Genomic DNA, 16,215 nt, shown 5'->3' on the forward strand with positions numbered 1-16,215 from the left:
GCCCCCATACCTTACTGCCGAACCAGCCGCGTGTTCTGCGGGCTGATGGCCCCGGTGCTGCGGTAAGGGTTGATGTCCAGCCCACCCCGGCGCACATAACGCGCATACACCGTCAGGTGCTCCGGCTGCAGCAGGTTCTTCAAGTCCAGGTAAATGCGTTCCACGCACTGCTCGTGGAAGTCGGCATGCTGGCGGAAGCTGATCAGGTAGGTCAGCAGGCTGGCATGGTCCAGCGCCCTGCCCTTGTACTCGACCACCACGCTGCCCCAGTCCGGCTGGCCGGTAACCGGGCAGTTGGACTTCAGCAAGTGGCTGTGCAAGGTTTCTTCCACAACCCGCTCCGGGTTGCAGTGCAGCAGTTCTGGCTGCGGCTGCTCGTAGTTGCTGATGGCCACATCCAGCGCATCGATGCACAGCCCCGGCAAAGCCACCACACCCTGGGCCTCGACCTCGGCCAAGGTCCGCACTTTCACGCCCACCGGCTTGCCAGCGGCAGCGGACAGGTCTTTTTCCAGGCACGCCTGCAACTCGCCCAGCGAGGCGAACACCGTCTGGTTCAGCGAGTTGAGGTACAGCTTGAACGACTTGGATTCGATGATGTTCGGCGAATCAGCCGGAATGGCGAACTCGCCGATCGCCACCACAGGCTTGCCCGACGGCAGCAGCCAGCTCAGCTCAAAACAGTTCCAGTAATCCACGCCCTGCCAGGGCAAGGTCTGCGCAGTGACGCCCAGCTCGGCCCACTTGGCAGTACGCGGAATCGGGAACAGCTGCTCCGGGGAGTAGGTGGCAATGTATTCGCTGGATTTGCCCAGCGGGGAGTGTTCGGCAGCGGGATGCATGGAAACTGACCTAAAGGTTCGAAATTGCCCCTAGTTTACCGGTTTTGCACCCCGCCTTGCAGGGCAAGTCACTCGATGGTCAAGGCCCCGACCATACCGGCCTGGTAATGCCCTGGTACGTTGCAGGCAAACTCGATGGGCGCCGACTGGCGGAAGGTCCAGGTCAGCTCGGCGCGCTGGCCGGGCATTACCAGCACGGTATTGCCACCGCCGTGACCATGGCCGCCACCGTGATCCATCATCTGGCTGTGATCCATGCCTTCATGATTCATGGCCTGGGTGAACATCCTGCCTTGCATGGCGACCATTTCTTTCTGGTGCTCGGCATGCATGGCCTTGTCACCCAGGTTGAACTCGTGCGGCAGCTTGCCCTCGTTGACCAGCACGAAGCGCACCGTCTCACCGGCTTTTACCTGCAGGCTCTTGGGCTCGAAGGCAATGTCTTTGAGCACCACGTCCACCGTGCGGCTGGCTTTGGCCGCCGGGGCCGGCTCGCCGAAGGCGAAGGTTTTCGCCTCGGCAGAAAAGGCTGGCAGGCTGACCAAGGCAAGGGTGGCGGCGATGAACAGGTGTTTCATGATGACTCCGGGCATGCACAACAGTATGAGGCGACCTTAGTCGGGGACGGCTGGCGGCAACCTGACAGGGAGATTACAACGTTGTCAGCTTGAGTGACGACCGGGATAGTCACGTATCATTTCAAGCATCACCCGGCCCTTGCTGGAGGCAAGCTACCCAATGAAATTGCTGATCGTCGAAGACCAGGCCCGCACCGGCCAGTACCTGAGCCAAGGCCTGAGCGAAGCCGGCTTCGCCACCGAACTGGCCACCGATGGCGAAACCGGCCAGTTCCTGGCGCTGACCGGTGACCATGACCTGCTGATCCTCGACGTGATGCTGCCCGGCAGGGATGGCTGGCAAATCCTGCAAGCGGTGCGCCAGGCCGGCCTCGACACGCCGGTACTGTTCCTCACCGCACGCGACGCCGTCGAAGACCGCGTGCACGGCCTGGAGCTGGGCGCCGATGATTACCTGGTCAAGCCCTTTGCCTTCTCCGAGCTGCTGGCCCGGGTGCGCACCTTGCTGCGCCGTGGCACCAACCCCGGCCAGGACACCATCCTGAGCTTGGCCGACCTGCGCCTGGACCTGATCCGCCGCCGCGCCGAGCGCGCCGGCCAGCGCATCGACCTGACCGCCAAGGAGTTCGCCCTGCTCGAACTGCTGCTGCGCCGCCAGGGCGAGGTGCTGCCAAAATCGCTGATTGCCTCGCAGGTATGGGACATGAACTTCGACAGCGACACCAACGTGATCGAGGTGGCAATCCGCCGCTTGCGACTGAAGATTGACGACCCGCACCCCAACAAACTCATCCACACCGTACGCGGCATGGGGTATGTACTCGAAGAGCGTGCAGATTGATGCGCAGGCTTTCCCTCGGCAGCCGTTTGGCCCTGTTGTTCGCCGCCTGCACAGCAGCCGTCTCGCTTGGTGCCGGCCTGTTGTTCAGCAAGGCCAGCGAGCAGCATTTCGTCGAGCTGGACCAACAATTGCTGGACTCGCGCCTGTCGCTGTTCCGCGCACAACTGGCCGGCATCAGCACGCCGGAAGATTTACAGGCCCGCCTGCCCGCCCTGCACGATGAGCTGAGCCACCAGGCCGACCTGGCCTTGCGCATCAGCGGCAACGACGGCACCACCTGGTTCGAAAGCCGCACAGGGCTGCCGCAGGCACCACGGCCCGCCGGGCTGGCTACCCTGCACGCGCAAGGTACCGACTACCGCAGCCTGGCCATGCACCTGGCACAAGGCACAACACCGTCGCCGCAACTCACCCTTTACCTGGACATCACCCACCACCAGCACTTCCTGCAAGGCATGCAACGGTTGATCTGGCTAACCGTCGGCCTGTCGGCGCTGGCCACCGCGCTGCTTGGCGCCTGGGCCGCACGCAGTGGGCTACGCCCTTTGCGGCAAATGGGCCAGGTGGCCGCTGGCGTGTCGGCACGTTCGCTCACCACCCGCCTGCCGGTGGCGCAGATGCCCGAAGAACTGGCCGAGCTGGCCACCAGCATGAACGCCATGCTGCAACGCCTGGACGATGCCTTCCAGCGCCTGTCGGCGTTTTCTGCCGACATCGCCCACGAGCTGCGTACGCCCCTGTCCAACCTGCTGACCCACACCCAGGTCACCCTCACCCGCCCCCGCAGCCTGGAGGAGTACCGCGAGGCGCTGCATGGCAACCTGGAAGAGCTGCAGTGGATGGCGCAGATGATCAACGACATGCTGTTCCTGGCCAAGGCCGATCACGGCCTGCTGGTGCCGGGGCAGGCGCCGCTGGCGTTGCATGAAGAAGTGGATGCACTGCTGGAGTACTACGCGCCGCTCGCCGAGGACAGCGGGGTGCAGATGTTGCGTGAGGGAGAAGCCGTGTTGCAGGGCGACCGGCATATGCTGCGGCGAGCGTTGTCCAACTTGCTGGACAATGCCCTGCGGTTTACCCCGGCGGGCGGGCAGATAAGGGTGACGCTGGAGCCGGGGCCTACAATCTGCGTGGCCAATACCGGGCAGGCTATTGACCCTGCGGCGCTACCACGGTTGTTCGACCGCTTCTACCGGGTCGACCCTGCGCGACGGGAAGGCAGCAGCGAACATGCGGGGTTGGGTTTGGCGATTACCCGGTCGATCGTGCAGGCCCATGGCGGGTGCATCCGGGCGGAATGCGAGGATGGGTGGACGCGGTTTTTGATCGAGTTCACTCAGGATCGTTGAAATTGGGGCTGCTTCGCAGCCCCCAGACTCTCAGGTAAACATCAAACCGCCAGGCCAATCGCCGGCTGCACCTGCGATGCCCGATATGCCGGGTAAATGGTCGCCAAAAAGCTCATCACCAGGCCCGCAGTGCAGATGATCGCCACATCCCCCCACTGCAACTGCGATGGTAAGCTGCTGACAAAGTACACATCCGACGTAAAGATGTGCTGCCCGCTCACCCGCTCCAGCCATCCAACGATCTGGCTGACATTGAACGCCGCAATCACCCCCAGCACGCCACCAATCAACGTACCGACAATGCCGATCAGGCTGCCCTGAACCATGAACGTGCCCATGATCTGCGCCGGCGTGGCGCCCAGGGTACGCAGGATGGCAATGTCCGGCCCCTTGTCGTTCACCACCATCACCAGGGTGGCGATGATGTTGAACGCGGCCACCGCAATGATCATCATCAGCAACAGGCCGATCATGGTCTTTTCCATCTTCATGGCGCTGAACAGGCTACCCTGGGTGTGCGACCAGTCATCGGCGCGGTAGGCATCGCCCAGCCCGGCAGCGATGGCCTTGGACACCTGCGGCGCGGCATACAGGTCATGCAGTTTCAACCGCACGCCCTGCACCTGGCCCGGCGCCCAGCGCTGCATCTCACCGGCATCCGCCACGTGGATGTAAGCCTGCGAACCGTCCAGCTCGGCGCCCACCTTGAAAATACCGACCACGGTCAGGCGCTGCATACGCGGGGTAATCCCGCCCGGCTCCTTGCTGATTTCCGGCACGATCAGGGTCAGCTTGTCGCCGGTGTTCAGGCGGAAGCGACGCGCCGTCAGCTCGCCGATGACCACGCCGAACTCACCCGGTTGCAGGTCCTGCAAGCGGCCCTGCACGATGTGCTGGCCAACGATAGAGACTTTGCCCTCTTCGGCCGGGTCGATACCGCCCACCTGGATCGGCTGCATCGCCCCCTTGTACGACAGCATGCCTTCCATTTCGGTAATCGGCGCTGCCGCCATCACCGCCGGGTTCTGCAGGGCCGCGTCGGCCACCTTGTGCCAGTCGTCCATCGGCTGCACGCCCAGGATGGCAGCATGCGGCACCAGGCCAAGAATGCGCGCGCTCATTTCACGCTGGAAGCCGTTCATCACCGACAACACCACGATCATCGCCAGCACACCCAGCGACAGGCCGATCATCGAGGTCATCGAAATGAACGAGATGAAGTGGTTGCGACGCTTGGCTCGGGTGTAGCGCGCGCCGATGAAAATGGGCAAGGGTCTGAACATGTACGGAATCACCCAGTGAAAACAGGAAAACGGGGCGGCACCTGCCACCCCGGGCAGTCGATCAGATGGCCACCAGGTGGCCGTCGTCGAGCTTCAATACACGGTCCATCTGCCGCGCCAGGTTGAGGTCGTGGGTCACCACCAGGAACGCCGTGCGCGAGGCGCTGGACAGCTCCTGCATCAGCTCCTGGATGCCCTGGGCGGTATGGTGGTCGAGGTTGCCAGTCGGCTCGTCGAGCATCACCAGGCCAGGGCGGTTGACCAGGGCCCGGGCAATCGCCACACGCTGGCGCTCACCACCGGACAGCTCGGCCGGTTTGTGGTTCAGGCGATGGCCCAGGCCCACGCGCTTGAGCAGCGCCTCGGCGCGCTCACGGGCCTCGGGGATGGGCGTGCGGCCGATCAGCAGCGGCATGCACACGTTCTCAATGGCGGTGAACTCTGGCAACAGGTGGTGGAACTGGTAGACAAAGCCCAGCTCTCGGTTGCGCAGCAGGCCACGGGCGCGCTCGCCCAGCGCCGACAGTTCTTCGCCGGCCAGCCAGACGCTGCCCTGGGTCGGCCGGTCGAGGCCGCCCAGCAGGTTGAGCAAGGTACTCTTGCCCGAACCGGAGCTGCCGACAATGGCCACCCGCTCGCCGGCGTGCAGCTCCAGGTTGAGCCCGGACAGCACCTGCACCGACTCCGGGCCCTCGTCGTAGGACTTGCCCAGGTTGCGGCAACTCAGAACGGCTTTATCACTCATGCGCGACTCACTCATAACGTAGCGCCTCTGCAGGCTGGGTGCGGGCCGCACGCCAGGCCGGGTACAGGGTGGCGAAGAAACTCAGGACCAGCGCCGCACCGCAGACCATGTACACGTCCTGGGCCTGGATCTGCGAGGGCAGGTAATCGATGAAGTACACGTCGGCGTTGAGGAACTTGTGCCCGATCAGTTTCTCGATGCCGGCGATCGCCGCACTCACGTTCAGCGCGGCAACAATCCCGACCACGGCGCCGATCAGGGTACCGATCACCCCGATTACCGTGCCCTGGACCATGAAGATGAGCATGATCTGCCCGGGCGTGGCGCCCAGTGTGCGCAGGATGGCAATGTCACCACGCTTGTCGTTCACCACCATCACCAGTGTGGAAATGATGTTGAACGCCGCCACCGCCACGATCAGCAGCAACAGCAGGCCGATCATGGCCTTTTCCATGCGGATGGCCTGGTACAGGTTGCCGTGGGTGCGGGTCCAGTCGCGGCTGTAGTACTCCTGGTCACCCAGCTGCTGGGCAATGCTCCAGGCCACCCGTGGCGCCTGGAACAGGTCGTCGAACTTCAGGCGCAGGCCCTGTACCTGGTCGGGCTTCCAGCGGTGCAGGCGGGACAGGTCGCTGATATTGGTCAGGCCCAGATAGCCGTCGATCTCCCCCGCGCCCACATGGAAGGTGCCCACCACGGTGAAGCGCTTCATGCGCGGGAACATGCCGGCAGGCGTCACGCTGACTTCGGGGGCGACGAAGGTGAGTTTGTCGCCAATGGTCACACCCAGCTTGGCCGCAGCCTTGTCGCCTATCAGGATGCCCCACTCGCCCGGCGCCAGCTGGTCGAGGCGGCCTTGCAAGATGAAGTTGTCGATAATCGACACCTCGCGCTCGCGGGCCGGGTCGATGCCGTTGAGCAGCACCTTCTGCACCTTGCCGTCATGGGTCAGCAGGCCCTGCATCTGGGTGAAAGGCGCTACCGCCACCACCTGCGGATTCTGCTTTACTTGTTGGGCAAGGGCAGGCCAGTCGGTTATGGGCTGGCCGCTCTCCAGCGTGGCATGCGGGACCATACCGAGCACGCGGGTGCGCATCTCGTGGTCGAAACCGTTCATCACCGACAGCACCACGATCATCACCACCACGCCCAGGGCGAGGCCGATCATCGAGGTCAGGGAAATGAACGAGACGAAGTGATTACGGCGTTTGGCACGGGTATAACGCGTACCGATGAATGCGAAAAGAGGTCTGAACATGTCGGGGCTTGTTCGGATGAAAGGGAACGTCCTTGTGGCGAGGCGCCTACGGCGGCTTTACACTCGGACCACCGCCGCTACCTTGGGTTCGCCATGACGACATTAGACGAAGAAGATCGCCGCGAATACTACCGCATCGAAGATCGGATCGCACTTCAAATAAGCCCCCTCAGCGCGGCCGAAGCCCTCGACCCAGATGTGTTGCAAGATGATTCCCCGCTGTTCAACCTGCTCAGCGAACTGCATCTGTCCGACTTCGAGTCACAGCACCTGCTGCGCCAGCTGAGTGACAAGGACCGCACCCTCGCTGCCTTCCTGCGGGCGCAGAACAAGCGCCTCGACCTGCTTAGCGCGGTGGTTGCACAAACCCTGCTTGGCGAAGTCGGCCAGCCGCTGCCGGTGGTCATCTCCGAAGGCGGTATCGAATTCGCCCAGGCCACGCAGATTGCCCCCGGCACCCGGGTAAAAGTGAAAATGGTGCTGATGCCGCGCGCCCATGGCCTGCTGCTGCGCGGCAAGGTCACCCATTGCGACCCGCGCCCGGAGGGCGGCTTCGAGGTCGGCACCGAGTTTACCGACATGACCGACGCCCAGCGTCAACTGCTGGCCCGCTACATCCTGCAGCGCCAGCAACAACAACGGCGCCAGCAGCTGGAACAGAACGACCCCGCCTCCTGAGCCTATTTCCCCCTGATTTGAAGGAACGAACGTGACCCTGATCTACGGCCATCGCGGCGCCAAGGGCGAAGCACCCGAGAACACCCTGACCAGCTTTCGCCAGTGCCTGTCCCACGGCGTCACCCGCTGCGAGCTGGACCTGCACCTGTCGGCCGACAACGAGCTGATGGTGATACACGACCCTACCCTCAAGCGCACCACCGGCAAACGCGGCAAGGTGGTCGAGCACCCGGCCGCCGACCTGGTGAAAATCGACGCACGTAAAGGCGGCCCGGGCCATGTGCAGCCCTGCCCTATTCCAAAACTGGAAGAACTGTTCGAGAAGTGCCCGTTCGAGCACTGGCAGCTGGAAGTCAAGAGCGCTTCGCGCACCCGCGCCGCCACCACCGTGCTGGCGATCCGCGAACTGGCCCAGCAATACGGCCTGCTGGACAAGGTAACCATCACCTCCAGCTCACGCGAAGTATTGGGCGCAGCCCAGGAGCTGGTGCCAGACGTGAAACGCGGGCTGGTAGCCGAATACGCCTGGCTCGACCCGTTGAAGGTGGCGCAGAACTACGGCTGCGAGATACTGGCCCTGAACTGGACACTGTGCACCCCCGAGCGCCTGTTGAAAGCACAGGGCCAGGGCTTGCACGTGTCGGTGTGGACGGTCAACGAACCGGCACTGATGCGCCGGCTCGCTGACTTTGGCGTGGACAGCCTGATTACAGACTTTCCCGGTTTGGCCAAGACCACCCTCGGGTAGGGTTGAAATCGGTCTCTCCGACCGGCTCAGGCCACCGGTCGGAGCCGCTCAAAAAAGCCGGTTCAGGCCGTCGTAGGCAGCTACCCGGTAGGCTTCGGCCATGGTCGGGTAGTTGAACGTGGTGTTGACGAAGTACTTCAGGTTGTTGTGCTCACCCGGCTGGTTCATGATCGCCTGGCCGATGTGGACAATTTCCGAAGCCTGGTAGCCGAAGCAGTGCACGCCGAGGATTTCCAGGGTTTCGCGGTGGAACAGGATCTTCAGCATGCCCTGCGGCTCGCCGGCGATCTGCGCACGCGCCATGCCCTTGAAGAAGGCCTTGCCCACTTCGTACGGCACCTTGGCCTGGGTCAGCTCCTGCTCGTTCTTGCCGATCGAGCTGATCTCCGGAATGGTGTAGATGCCGGTCGGCACGTCATTGACGAAGCGCCAGCTGCCATTGTCGACGATGCTGCCAGCCGCTGAACGGCCCTGGTCATGGGCGGCACTGGCCAGGCTTGGCCAGCCGATCACGTCGCCTGCACCGTAGATGTTCGACACGCTGGTGCGGTAGGCCTCGTCGACCTCGATCTGGCCACGGCCGTTAACCTTGATACCGATGTTCTCCAGGCCCAGCTTGTCGGTGTTGCCGGTACGGCCGTTGCACCACAGCAAGGCGTCGGCCTTGATCTTCTTGCCCGACTTCAGGTGCAGGACAACCCCGTTGTCCAGGCCTTCGACGCGCTCATACTCTTCGTTATGGCGCACGGTGATGTTGTTGTTGCTGAAGTGGTAGCTCAACGCCTGGGAAATTTCCGAATCCAGGAAGCTCAGCAGCTGGCCACGGTTGTCCACCAGCTCTACCAGCACGCCCAGGCCACTGAAGATAGAGGCGTATTCGCAACCGATCACACCGGCGCCGTACACGATCAGCTTGCGCGGGGTGTGGCTGAGGCTGAGGATGGTGTCGCTGTCGTACACGCGCGGGTGGTGGAAGTCGATGTCGGCCGGGCGATACGGGCGCGAGCCAGTGGCGATGATGATGTGCTTGGCGTTGAGTTTTTCCACCACGCCGTTCGGGCACACCACTTCGACGGTTTGCTCGTCGGCAAAGCTGCCGGTGCCGAAGAACAAGTCAACGCGGTTACGGGCGTAGTAGCCAGTGCGCGATGCCACCTGCTTGGCAATCACCTTCTCGGCGCTTTTCAGCACGTCCGGGAACGAGAACCAGCGTGGCTCACCGATGGCACGGAACATCGGGTTGGTGTTGAACTGCATGATCTGCCGCACCGAGTGACGCAGTGCCTTGGACGGGATGGTACCCAGGTGGGTGCAGTTGCCACCAACCTGGCGACGGTCATCGACCATCGCTACCTTGCGCCCTGCTTTGGCGGCGTTCATTGCCGCGCCTTCACCGGCCGGGCCGGAACCCAGCACCACTACGTCGTAGTTGTAGACAGCCATGCGTACTCCTTCAGAACTGGCCCGCAAGCCACGGTCGCTCGCGGGGCGCGATCATGCCGCCGGGGCGTCATGAGAAAATTCGGGTGCAGTCTAATCAAGCGTGAACGCCGCGCACATTAACCCTTGGTCGCGTCGTAGGCCAATTTCGCCCGCACTACATATGGTTTACCCATTCCCTGGCGGCAATCATCCCTGCCTGCGCTTTCAATCGCCTTTCACCGCCCGTTCGAATGCGGGCGTAGCTCGGGAGACGAAGCCACCCTCGGCCCGAGTCACCAATACCGCAGCCAGGCCATGCGCCAGGGCAAAATCCCAGCCACGCTCAGGGCCAAGGATCAGCAGCAGCGTCGAATAACCGTCGGCCTGCAGCGCCGAAGCGTCTAGCACGGTGACGGCGGCCAGGTCATGTTGCACCGGGCGCCCCAGGCGGGCATCGAAGGCGTGCGAATAGCGCCGGCCATTCTGCTCGAAATAGTGCCGATAGTCACCCGAGGTTGATACTGAAAGGCCATTGACCGGGATGATCTGCCGGGCGATCTGGCGGTCTTCGCGGGGCAGTTCCAGGGCGATGCGCCAAGGGCTGCCATCGGGTTTGCGGCCGACCGCCTTGAGCTCGCCAGTGGCCTCGGCGACAAAGCGGGTTACGCCCATGGCTTGCAGGCGAGCGGCTATCAGGTCGACGGCATGGCCGGCGGCCATGCTGTTGAAGTCGAGCTGCACCGGGGCGTCCTTGCACAGGGCCTGGCCTTTGATGTGCAAGTGCCGGTAGCCCACGCGCTGGCGCACCTGGGCCAGGGCTTGCGGGTCCGGCACCTGCTCGTGGCGGGCCTGAGGGCCAAAGCCCCACAGGTTGAGCAAGGGCTCGACGGTGAGGTCGAAGGCGCCATCGCTCTGCTCGGCCAGGTGCTGGCCAAGGTTGACCAGTTCGAGCATGTCGGGCGGCAGCGCCAGGCACTGGTTGGCGGGCAACTGGTTGAACAGGCTGACAACGGAGTCTGCGCGATAGGTCGAATAGTGCTGGTCGATGTCGCCCAGGATGGTTTCGACCGCCGCTTGCACCTGTTCCGGCGCCGGGCCGCCGGGCTCACGGACGTACTGGATGCTGTAGCTGCTGCCCATGGTCGGGCCACCCAGGCGCTCCAGGGTAGGGCCTTGGTTGCAGGCGGTTAGCAGCAGGAGGAAGGACAGTAAGGCTTTGCGCAAAAAATCGGTTCCTGGGTGCTTGGCTTGGATTCTGTGGTGTGGCACATACCGAGCGCCGCGCGGGCGGCGCTCGATCTAACAGACGCCACACAACTTACTCCAGCCAAAAAAAACGGGAACCCGAAGGTTCCCGTTTTTTCATTGCCTTACAAGCGCATTAGCGTGGAAACGCTGGCGGGTTCACACCGGCCATCTCTTCCATCACGCGAACCACCTGGCAGCTGTAACCGAACTCGTTGTCGTACCAGACGTACAGAACAACGCGGTTGTCGTTGGCGATGGTGGCTTCAGCGTCAACCACACCGGCGTGGCGCGAGCCGACGAAGTCGGTCGAAACCACTTCCTGCGAGCTGACGTAGTCGATCTGCTTGTGCAGTTCCGAGTGCATGGCGGTCTGGCGCAGGTACTCGTTGATCTCGTCGCGCGAGGTGGCCTTTTCCAGGTTCAGGTTCAGGATGGCCATCGAAACGTTCGGCGTCGGCACGCGAATGGCGTTGCCGGTCAGCTTGCCCTTCAGCACTGGCAGTGCCTTGGCGGCAGCAGTGGCGGCGCCGGTTTCGGTAATAACCATGTTCAGCGGCGCGGCACGGCCACGGCGGCTGCCCTTGTGGAAGTTGTCGATCAGGTTCTGGTCGTTGGTGAACGAGTGAACGGTTTCGACGTGGCCGTTGACGATGCCGTACTGGTCGTTGATGGCCTTGAGCACCGGCACGATGGCGTTGGTGGTGCAGGAAGCTGCCGAGATGATCTTGTCATCGGCGGCGATGTCACCGTGGTTGATGCCGTGCACGATGTTCTTCAGCGCGCCCTTGCCAGGTGCGGTGAGGATCACGCGGGCAGCGCCCGGGCAGGCCAGGTGCTGGCCCAGGCCGTCAGCGTCACGCCATACGCCGGTGTTGTCGACGATCAGCGCGTTGTCGATGCCGTACTGGGTGTAGTCGACTTCGCTCGGGCTCTTGGCGTAGATAACCTGGATCAGGTTGCCGTTGGCGGTGATGGTGTTGTTGGCTTCATCGATGGTGATGGTGCCATCGAACGGGCCGTGAACCGAGTCACGACGCAGCAGGCTGGCACGTTTGACCAGGTCGTTTTCGGCGCCTTTGCGCACGACGATGGCGCGCAGGCGCAGGCCGTCGCCACCACCAGTCTTCTCGATCAGGATGCGCGCCAGCAGGCGGCCGATGCGGCCGAAGCCGTACAGGACAACGTCGGTGCCTTTACGGGCCGAAGCGTTCTGCTGGCCAACCACGTCAGCCAGCTCTTCACGGACGAACTGCTCGGCAGTGCGGCCATTGCCTTCCTGCTTGAACTTGTTGGCCAGCTTGCCCAGGTCGACCGAAGCGGCGCCCAGTTTCAGCTCGCTCATGGCCTTGAGCAGTGGGAATGTCTCGTGGACGGACAGTTCGGTTTCGTCGGCTTGACGATGACGCGCAAAGCGGTGCGCCTTGAGGATCGAGATAACCGAACGGTTGATCAGGCTGCGGCCATAAATCGAGCTCACCACATTGTTGTTGCGGTAGAGCTGACCGATAAGCGGGATCATCGCTTCAGCCAGGGCTTCACGATCAATCCACTCACCAAGACACTGGTCGGGCTTCTGAGTCACGGGAACCTTCCACATGTAGGGACAGAAAAAAGGGGCTACATTATGACGCCCCAACGCGGAACCGGCAATGAGCGCCTGTCGCAGTCACGCAAGCCAGCGTTCATGCCCTTTCAAGCCTGACAGGCGGCACTGGCACCGGTACAATCGGTCTCTTTGCCGCAACGCTTGGAGTGCAATCTCCCGTGTCAGTTCTGCGCCTACCGCAAATGTCGGCCACGGCCGGCAAACAAACCTGGGGCAACCTGCCCGGTGCCGCCCTCAGCCTTGCCATCGCCGAGGCCGCCAGCAGCGCTGGCCGCTTCACCCTGCTGCTGACGGCCGACAGCCAGGCCGCCGACCGTCTGGAACAGGAGCTGCGCTTCTTTGCCCCAGACCTGCCGGTGCTGCCGTTCCCCGATTGGGAAACCCTGCCCTACGACCTGTTCTCGCCACACCAAGACATCATTTCCCAGCGCATCGCCAGCCTGTACCGGCTGCCGGAGCTGAGCCACGGCATCCTCGTGGTGCCGGTCACCACCGCCCTGCACCGCCTGGCTCCCACACGCTTTCTGCTAGGCAGCAGCCTGGTGCTGGATGTGGGCCAGACCATCGACGTGGAACAGATGCGTACGCGCCTGGAGGCCAGCGGCTATCGCTGCGTCGACACCGTGTACGAGCATGGCGAGTTTGCCGTGCGCGGCGCGCTGATCGACCTGTTCCCGATGGGCAGCAAACTGCCCTACCGTATCGACCTGTTCGATGACGAGATCGAGACGCTGCGCACCTTCGACCCCGAGACCCAGCGCTCGATCGACAAGGTGGATTCGGTGCGCCTGCTGCCGGCACGCGAATTCCCGATGCAGAAAGAGGAAGTGACCCGCTTCAAGGCGCGCTTTCGCGAGCGCTTCGACGTCGACTTCCGCCGCAGCGCCATCTTCCAAGACCTGGCCAGCGGTATCATCCCCGCCGGTATCGAGTACTACCTGCCACTGTTCTTCGAAGAAACCTCGACCCTGTTCGACTACCTGCCAGCCGACACCCAGGTGTTCTCGCTGCCCGGTGTGGAGCAGGCCGCCGAACACTTCTGGAACGACGTACGCGGGCGCTATGAAGACCGTCGCGGCGACCTGAGCCGGCCACTGCTGCCACCGGCCGAGCTGTTCCTGCCGGTGGAAGACTGCTTTGCCCGGCTCAAGCAGTGGCCGCGGGTGGTGGTCAGCAGCGAAGACCTCGACCCGGGCGCGGGCCGCGAGCGCTTCCCGGCACGCGCCTTGCCCAACCTGGCCATCGAGGCCAAGGCCAACCAGCCACTGGCCGAACTGGCCAACTTCCTCGACCAGTTCCCCGGCCGCGTGCTGTTCACCGCCGAATCGGCGGGCCGCCGCGAAGTGTTGCTGGAACTGCTCGACCGGCTGAAGCTGCGCCCGCATACCGTCGACGGCTGGGACGATTTCATTACCGGCAGCGAGCGCCTGGCAATCACCATTGCTCCGCTGGACGACGGCCTGGTGCTGGACGACCCAGGCCTGGCCCTAGTGGCCGAAAGCCCGCTGTTCGGCCAGCGGGTGATGCAGCGCCGACGCCGCGACAAGCGTGGCGAAACCGCCAACGACGCCGTCATCAAGAACCTCACCGAACTACGCGAAGGCGCGCCAGTGGTGCACATCGACCACGGTGTAGGACGCTACCTGGGCCTGGCCACCCTGGAAATCGACGGCCAGGCCGCCGAGTTCCTTACCCTGGAATACGCCGAGAACGCCAAGCTGTATGTGCCAGTGGCCAACCTGCACCTGATCGCCCGCTACACCGGTAGCGACGACGCGCTGGCGCCGTTGCACAGGCTGGGCTCGGAGGCCTGGCAGAAAGCCAAGCGCAAGGCCGCCGAACAGGTGCGCGACGTGGCCGCCGAGCTGCTCGACATCTATGCCCGCCGCGCTGCGCGCAAGGGTTATGCGTTTGCCGACCCGTCTGCCGACTACGCCACCTTCAGCGCCGGCTTCCCTTTCGAAGAAACCCCGGACCAGCAAGCCGCCATCGAAGCCGTGCGTGCCGACATGCTGGCACCCAAGCCGATGGACCGTCTGGTGTGCGGCGATGTCGGCTTCGGCAAAACCGAAGTGGCCATGCGCGCCGCGTTCATCGCTGTGCACAGCGGCCGCCAGGTGGCCGTGCTGGTGCCCACCACCCTGCTCGCCCAGCAGCACTACAACAGTTTCCGCGACCGCTTCGCCGACTGGCCGGTGACCGTGGAAGTGATGAGCCGCTTCAAATCCGCCAAGGAAGTGGCCGCCGCTGCCGCCGACCTGGCCGAAGGCAAGATCGACATCCTCATCGGCACCCACAAGCTGCTGCAGGACGATGTGCGCTTCAAGGACCTAGGCCTGGCCATCATCGACGAAGAACACCGTTTTGGCGTGCGCCAGAAGGAGCAACTGAAGGCCCTGCGCAGCGAGGTCGACATCCTTACCCTCACCGCCACGCCGATTCCGCGCACGCTGAACATGGCGGTAGCGGGCATGCGCGACCTGTCGATCATCGCCACGCCGCCAGCGCGCCGCCTGTCGGTGCGCACCTTCGTCATGGAGCAGAACATGAGCACGGTCAAGGAAGCGCTGTTGCGTGAACTGCTGCGCGGTGGCCAGGTGTACTACCTGCACAACGATGTGAAAACCATCGAAAAATGCGCCGCCGACCTCGCCGAACTGGTACCCGAGGCGCGCATCGGCATTGGCCACGGGCAAATGCGCGAGCGCGAGCTGGAACAGGTGATGAGCGACTTCTACCACAAGCGCTTCAACGTGCTGGTGGCCTCGACCATCATCGAAACCGGCATCGACGTGCCCAGCGCCAACACCATCGTCATCGAGCGTGCCGACAAGTTCGGCCTGGCCCAGTTGCACCAGTTGCGTGGCCGGGTCGGCCGCAGCCACCACCAGGCCTACGCCTACCTGCTCACGCCCACCCGGCAGAAAGTCAGCGCCGACGCCGAAAAACGCCTGGAGGCTATCGCCAACACCCAGGACCTGGGCGCCGGTTTCGTGCTGGCCACCAACGACCTGGAAATCCGCGGTGCGGGCGAGCTGCTGGGCGAAGGTCAAAGCGGGCAGATCCAGGCGGTGGGCTTCACCCTGTACATGGAAATGCTCGAACGTGCGGTGAAGGCGATTCGCAAAGGCACCCAGCCGAACCTCGAACAGCCACTGGGTGGTGGCCCGGAGATCAACCTGCGCCTGCCGGCGCTGATCCCCGAAGACTACCTGCCCGACGTGCATGCACGGCTGATCCTGTACAAGCGCATTGCCTCGGCGGCCGACGAAGAAGGCCTCAAAGACCTGCAAGTGGAAATGATCGACCGCTTCGGCCTGCTGCCGGAGCCGACCAAGAACCTGATGCGCCTGACCTCGCTCAAGCTGCTTGCGGAAAAGCTCGGCATCAAGAAAGTCGACGCCGGCCCCAATGGCGGCAAGCTCGAGTTCGAGGCCGAAACCCCGGTCGACCCGCTGACCCTGATCAAGCTGATCCAGGGGCAGCCCAAACGCTACAAGTTCGAAGGTGCGACCCAGTTCCGTTTCCTGGTGCCGATGGAGCGCCCCGACGAACGTTTCAACACCCTGGAGGCGCTGTTCGAGCGCCTGACCCCACAGCCTGCCTAAGGAAGATCC

At 63.5% G+C, this 16,215-nt stretch carries 13 protein-coding genes; 5 read left to right on the forward strand and 8 right to left on the reverse strand.

Translation table 11 applies throughout. The features are described from left to right. Nucleotides 1–11: 11 nt before the first annotated feature. Both queF and D8767_RS19895 read right to left on the reverse strand, forming a co-directional pair. Nucleotides 12–842, reverse strand: a complete 831-nt coding sequence (gene queF / locus D8767_RS19890; protein ID WP_016714917.1) for an NADPH-dependent 7-cyano-7-deazaguanine reductase QueF — start codon at nucleotides 840–842, stop codon at nucleotides 12–14. 68 nt (nucleotides 843–910) lie between these two features. Then, nucleotides 911–1,420 carry a plastocyanin/azurin family copper-binding protein gene (locus D8767_RS19895; RefSeq protein WP_016714916.1) on the reverse strand — a complete coding sequence of 170 codons (510 nt, stop codon included), beginning with the start codon at nucleotides 1,418–1,420 and terminating at the stop codon, nucleotides 911–913. A 160-nt stretch (nucleotides 1,421–1,580) separates the two neighbouring features. Here D8767_RS19895 and cinR point away from each other — a divergent pair, with 160 nt between their 5' ends. Both cinR and D8767_RS19905 read left to right on the forward strand, forming a co-directional pair. Next, nucleotides 1,581–2,261 (forward strand): two-component system response regulator CinR, encoded by a 681-nt coding sequence (cinR, locus tag D8767_RS19900; protein WP_016714915.1) that lies wholly within the window; start codon nucleotides 1,581–1,583, stop codon nucleotides 2,259–2,261. Continuing rightward, a complete protein-coding gene (locus D8767_RS19905) occupies nucleotides 2,258–3,610 on the forward strand; it encodes a heavy metal sensor histidine kinase (protein WP_016714914.1) in 1,353 nt (450 codons plus the stop codon). The genes cinR and D8767_RS19905 overlap by 4 nt, the downstream gene beginning before the upstream one ends. 41 nt (nucleotides 3,611–3,651) lie before the next feature. On the opposite strand, the gene D8767_RS19910 is transcribed toward D8767_RS19905, so the two are convergent. The 3 genes from D8767_RS19910 to D8767_RS19920 all read right to left on the reverse strand — a co-directional run bounded on the left by D8767_RS19910 (nucleotide 3,652) and on the right by D8767_RS19920 (nucleotide 6,896). Continuing rightward, complete coding sequence (locus tag D8767_RS19910; RefSeq protein ID WP_025754455.1) at nucleotides 3,652–4,893, reverse strand: lipoprotein-releasing ABC transporter permease subunit; 1,242 nt, start codon at nucleotides 4,891–4,893, stop codon at nucleotides 3,652–3,654. A 61-nt stretch (nucleotides 4,894–4,954) separates the two neighbouring features. Beyond that, a complete protein-coding gene (lolD, locus tag D8767_RS19915) occupies nucleotides 4,955–5,638 on the reverse strand; it encodes a lipoprotein-releasing ABC transporter ATP-binding protein LolD (protein WP_174244669.1) in 684 nt (227 codons plus the stop codon). Nucleotides 5,639–5,645: 7 nt separating this feature from the next. Further along, on the reverse strand, nucleotides 5,646–6,896 hold the full coding sequence (locus tag D8767_RS19920; protein WP_016714911.1) for a lipoprotein-releasing ABC transporter permease subunit: 1,251 nt from the start codon (nucleotides 6,894–6,896) through the stop codon (nucleotides 5,646–5,648). A gap of 93 nt (nucleotides 6,897–6,989) precedes the next feature. On the opposite strand from D8767_RS19920, the gene D8767_RS19925 reads away from it, so the two are divergent. After that, nucleotides 6,990–7,574: a PilZ domain-containing protein gene (locus D8767_RS19925; RefSeq protein WP_016714910.1), complete on the forward strand. Its 585-nt coding sequence runs from the start codon at nucleotides 6,990–6,992 to the stop codon at nucleotides 7,572–7,574. Nucleotides 7,575–7,605: 31 nt separating this feature from the next. Continuing rightward, complete coding sequence (locus D8767_RS19930; RefSeq protein ID WP_016714909.1) at nucleotides 7,606–8,322, forward strand: glycerophosphodiester phosphodiesterase; 717 nt, start codon at nucleotides 7,606–7,608, stop codon at nucleotides 8,320–8,322. A 48-nt stretch (nucleotides 8,323–8,370) separates the two neighbouring features. Here the strand turns inward: D8767_RS19930 and sthA are convergent, their stop codons facing one another. From sthA to D8767_RS19945, 3 genes are all read right to left on the reverse strand, one after another. After that, on the reverse strand, nucleotides 8,371–9,765 hold the full coding sequence (gene sthA, locus D8767_RS19935; protein ID WP_016714908.1) for a Si-specific NAD(P)(+) transhydrogenase: 1,395 nt from the start codon (nucleotides 9,763–9,765) through the stop codon (nucleotides 8,371–8,373). 204 nt (nucleotides 9,766–9,969) lie between these two features. Next, the gene (locus tag D8767_RS19940; RefSeq protein WP_029380325.1) at nucleotides 9,970–10,968 is read right to left on the reverse strand and encodes an FAD:protein FMN transferase; all 999 of its coding nucleotides are present in this window, start codon (nucleotides 10,966–10,968) and stop codon (nucleotides 9,970–9,972) included. 157 nt (nucleotides 10,969–11,125) lie between these two features. Continuing rightward, a complete protein-coding gene (locus tag D8767_RS19945) occupies nucleotides 11,126–12,589 on the reverse strand; it encodes a glyceraldehyde-3-phosphate dehydrogenase (RefSeq protein ID WP_016714907.1) in 1,464 nt (487 codons plus the stop codon). A 167-nt stretch (nucleotides 12,590–12,756) separates the two neighbouring features. Between D8767_RS19945 and mfd the strand changes: the two genes are divergently transcribed. Then, complete coding sequence (mfd, locus tag D8767_RS19950; RefSeq protein ID WP_122048395.1) at nucleotides 12,757–16,206, forward strand: transcription-repair coupling factor; 3,450 nt, start codon at nucleotides 12,757–12,759, stop codon at nucleotides 16,204–16,206. Nucleotides 16,207–16,215 lie beyond the last annotated feature (9 nt).

It is taken from the genome of Pseudomonas sp. LTGT-11-2Z (genome assembly GCF_003691445.1).
GTDB lineage: Bacteria > Pseudomonadota > Gammaproteobacteria > Pseudomonadales > Pseudomonadaceae > Aquipseudomonas > Aquipseudomonas monteilii.

Coding starts and splice junctions, on each gene's coding strand:
- sthA (WP_016714908.1), bottom strand. CDS start 9,765: ATGGCTGTCTACAACTACGACGTAGTGGTGCTGGGTTCCGGCCCGGCC.
- queF (WP_016714917.1), bottom strand. CDS start 842: ATGCATCCCGCTGCCGAACACTCCCCGCTGGGCAAATCCAGCGAATAC.
- cinR (WP_016714915.1), top strand. CDS start 1,581: ATGAAATTGCTGATCGTCGAAGACCAGGCCCGCACCGGCCAGTACCTG.
- D8767_RS19910 (WP_025754455.1), bottom strand. CDS start 4,893: ATGTTCAGACCCTTGCCCATTTTCATCGGCGCGCGCTACACCCGAGCC.
- D8767_RS19920 (WP_016714911.1), bottom strand. CDS start 6,896: ATGTTCAGACCTCTTTTCGCATTCATCGGTACGCGTTATACCCGTGCC.
- D8767_RS19895 (WP_016714916.1), bottom strand. CDS start 1,420: ATGAAACACCTGTTCATCGCCGCCACCCTTGCCTTGGTCAGCCTGCCA.
- lolD (WP_174244669.1), bottom strand. CDS start 5,638: ATGAGTGATAAAGCCGTTCTGAGTTGCCGCAACCTGGGCAAGTCCTAC.
- D8767_RS19925 (WP_016714910.1), top strand. CDS start 6,990: ATGACGACATTAGACGAAGAAGATCGCCGCGAATACTACCGCATCGAA.
- D8767_RS19945 (WP_016714907.1), bottom strand. CDS start 12,589: ATGTGGAAGGTTCCCGTGACTCAGAAGCCCGACCAGTGTCTTGGTGAG.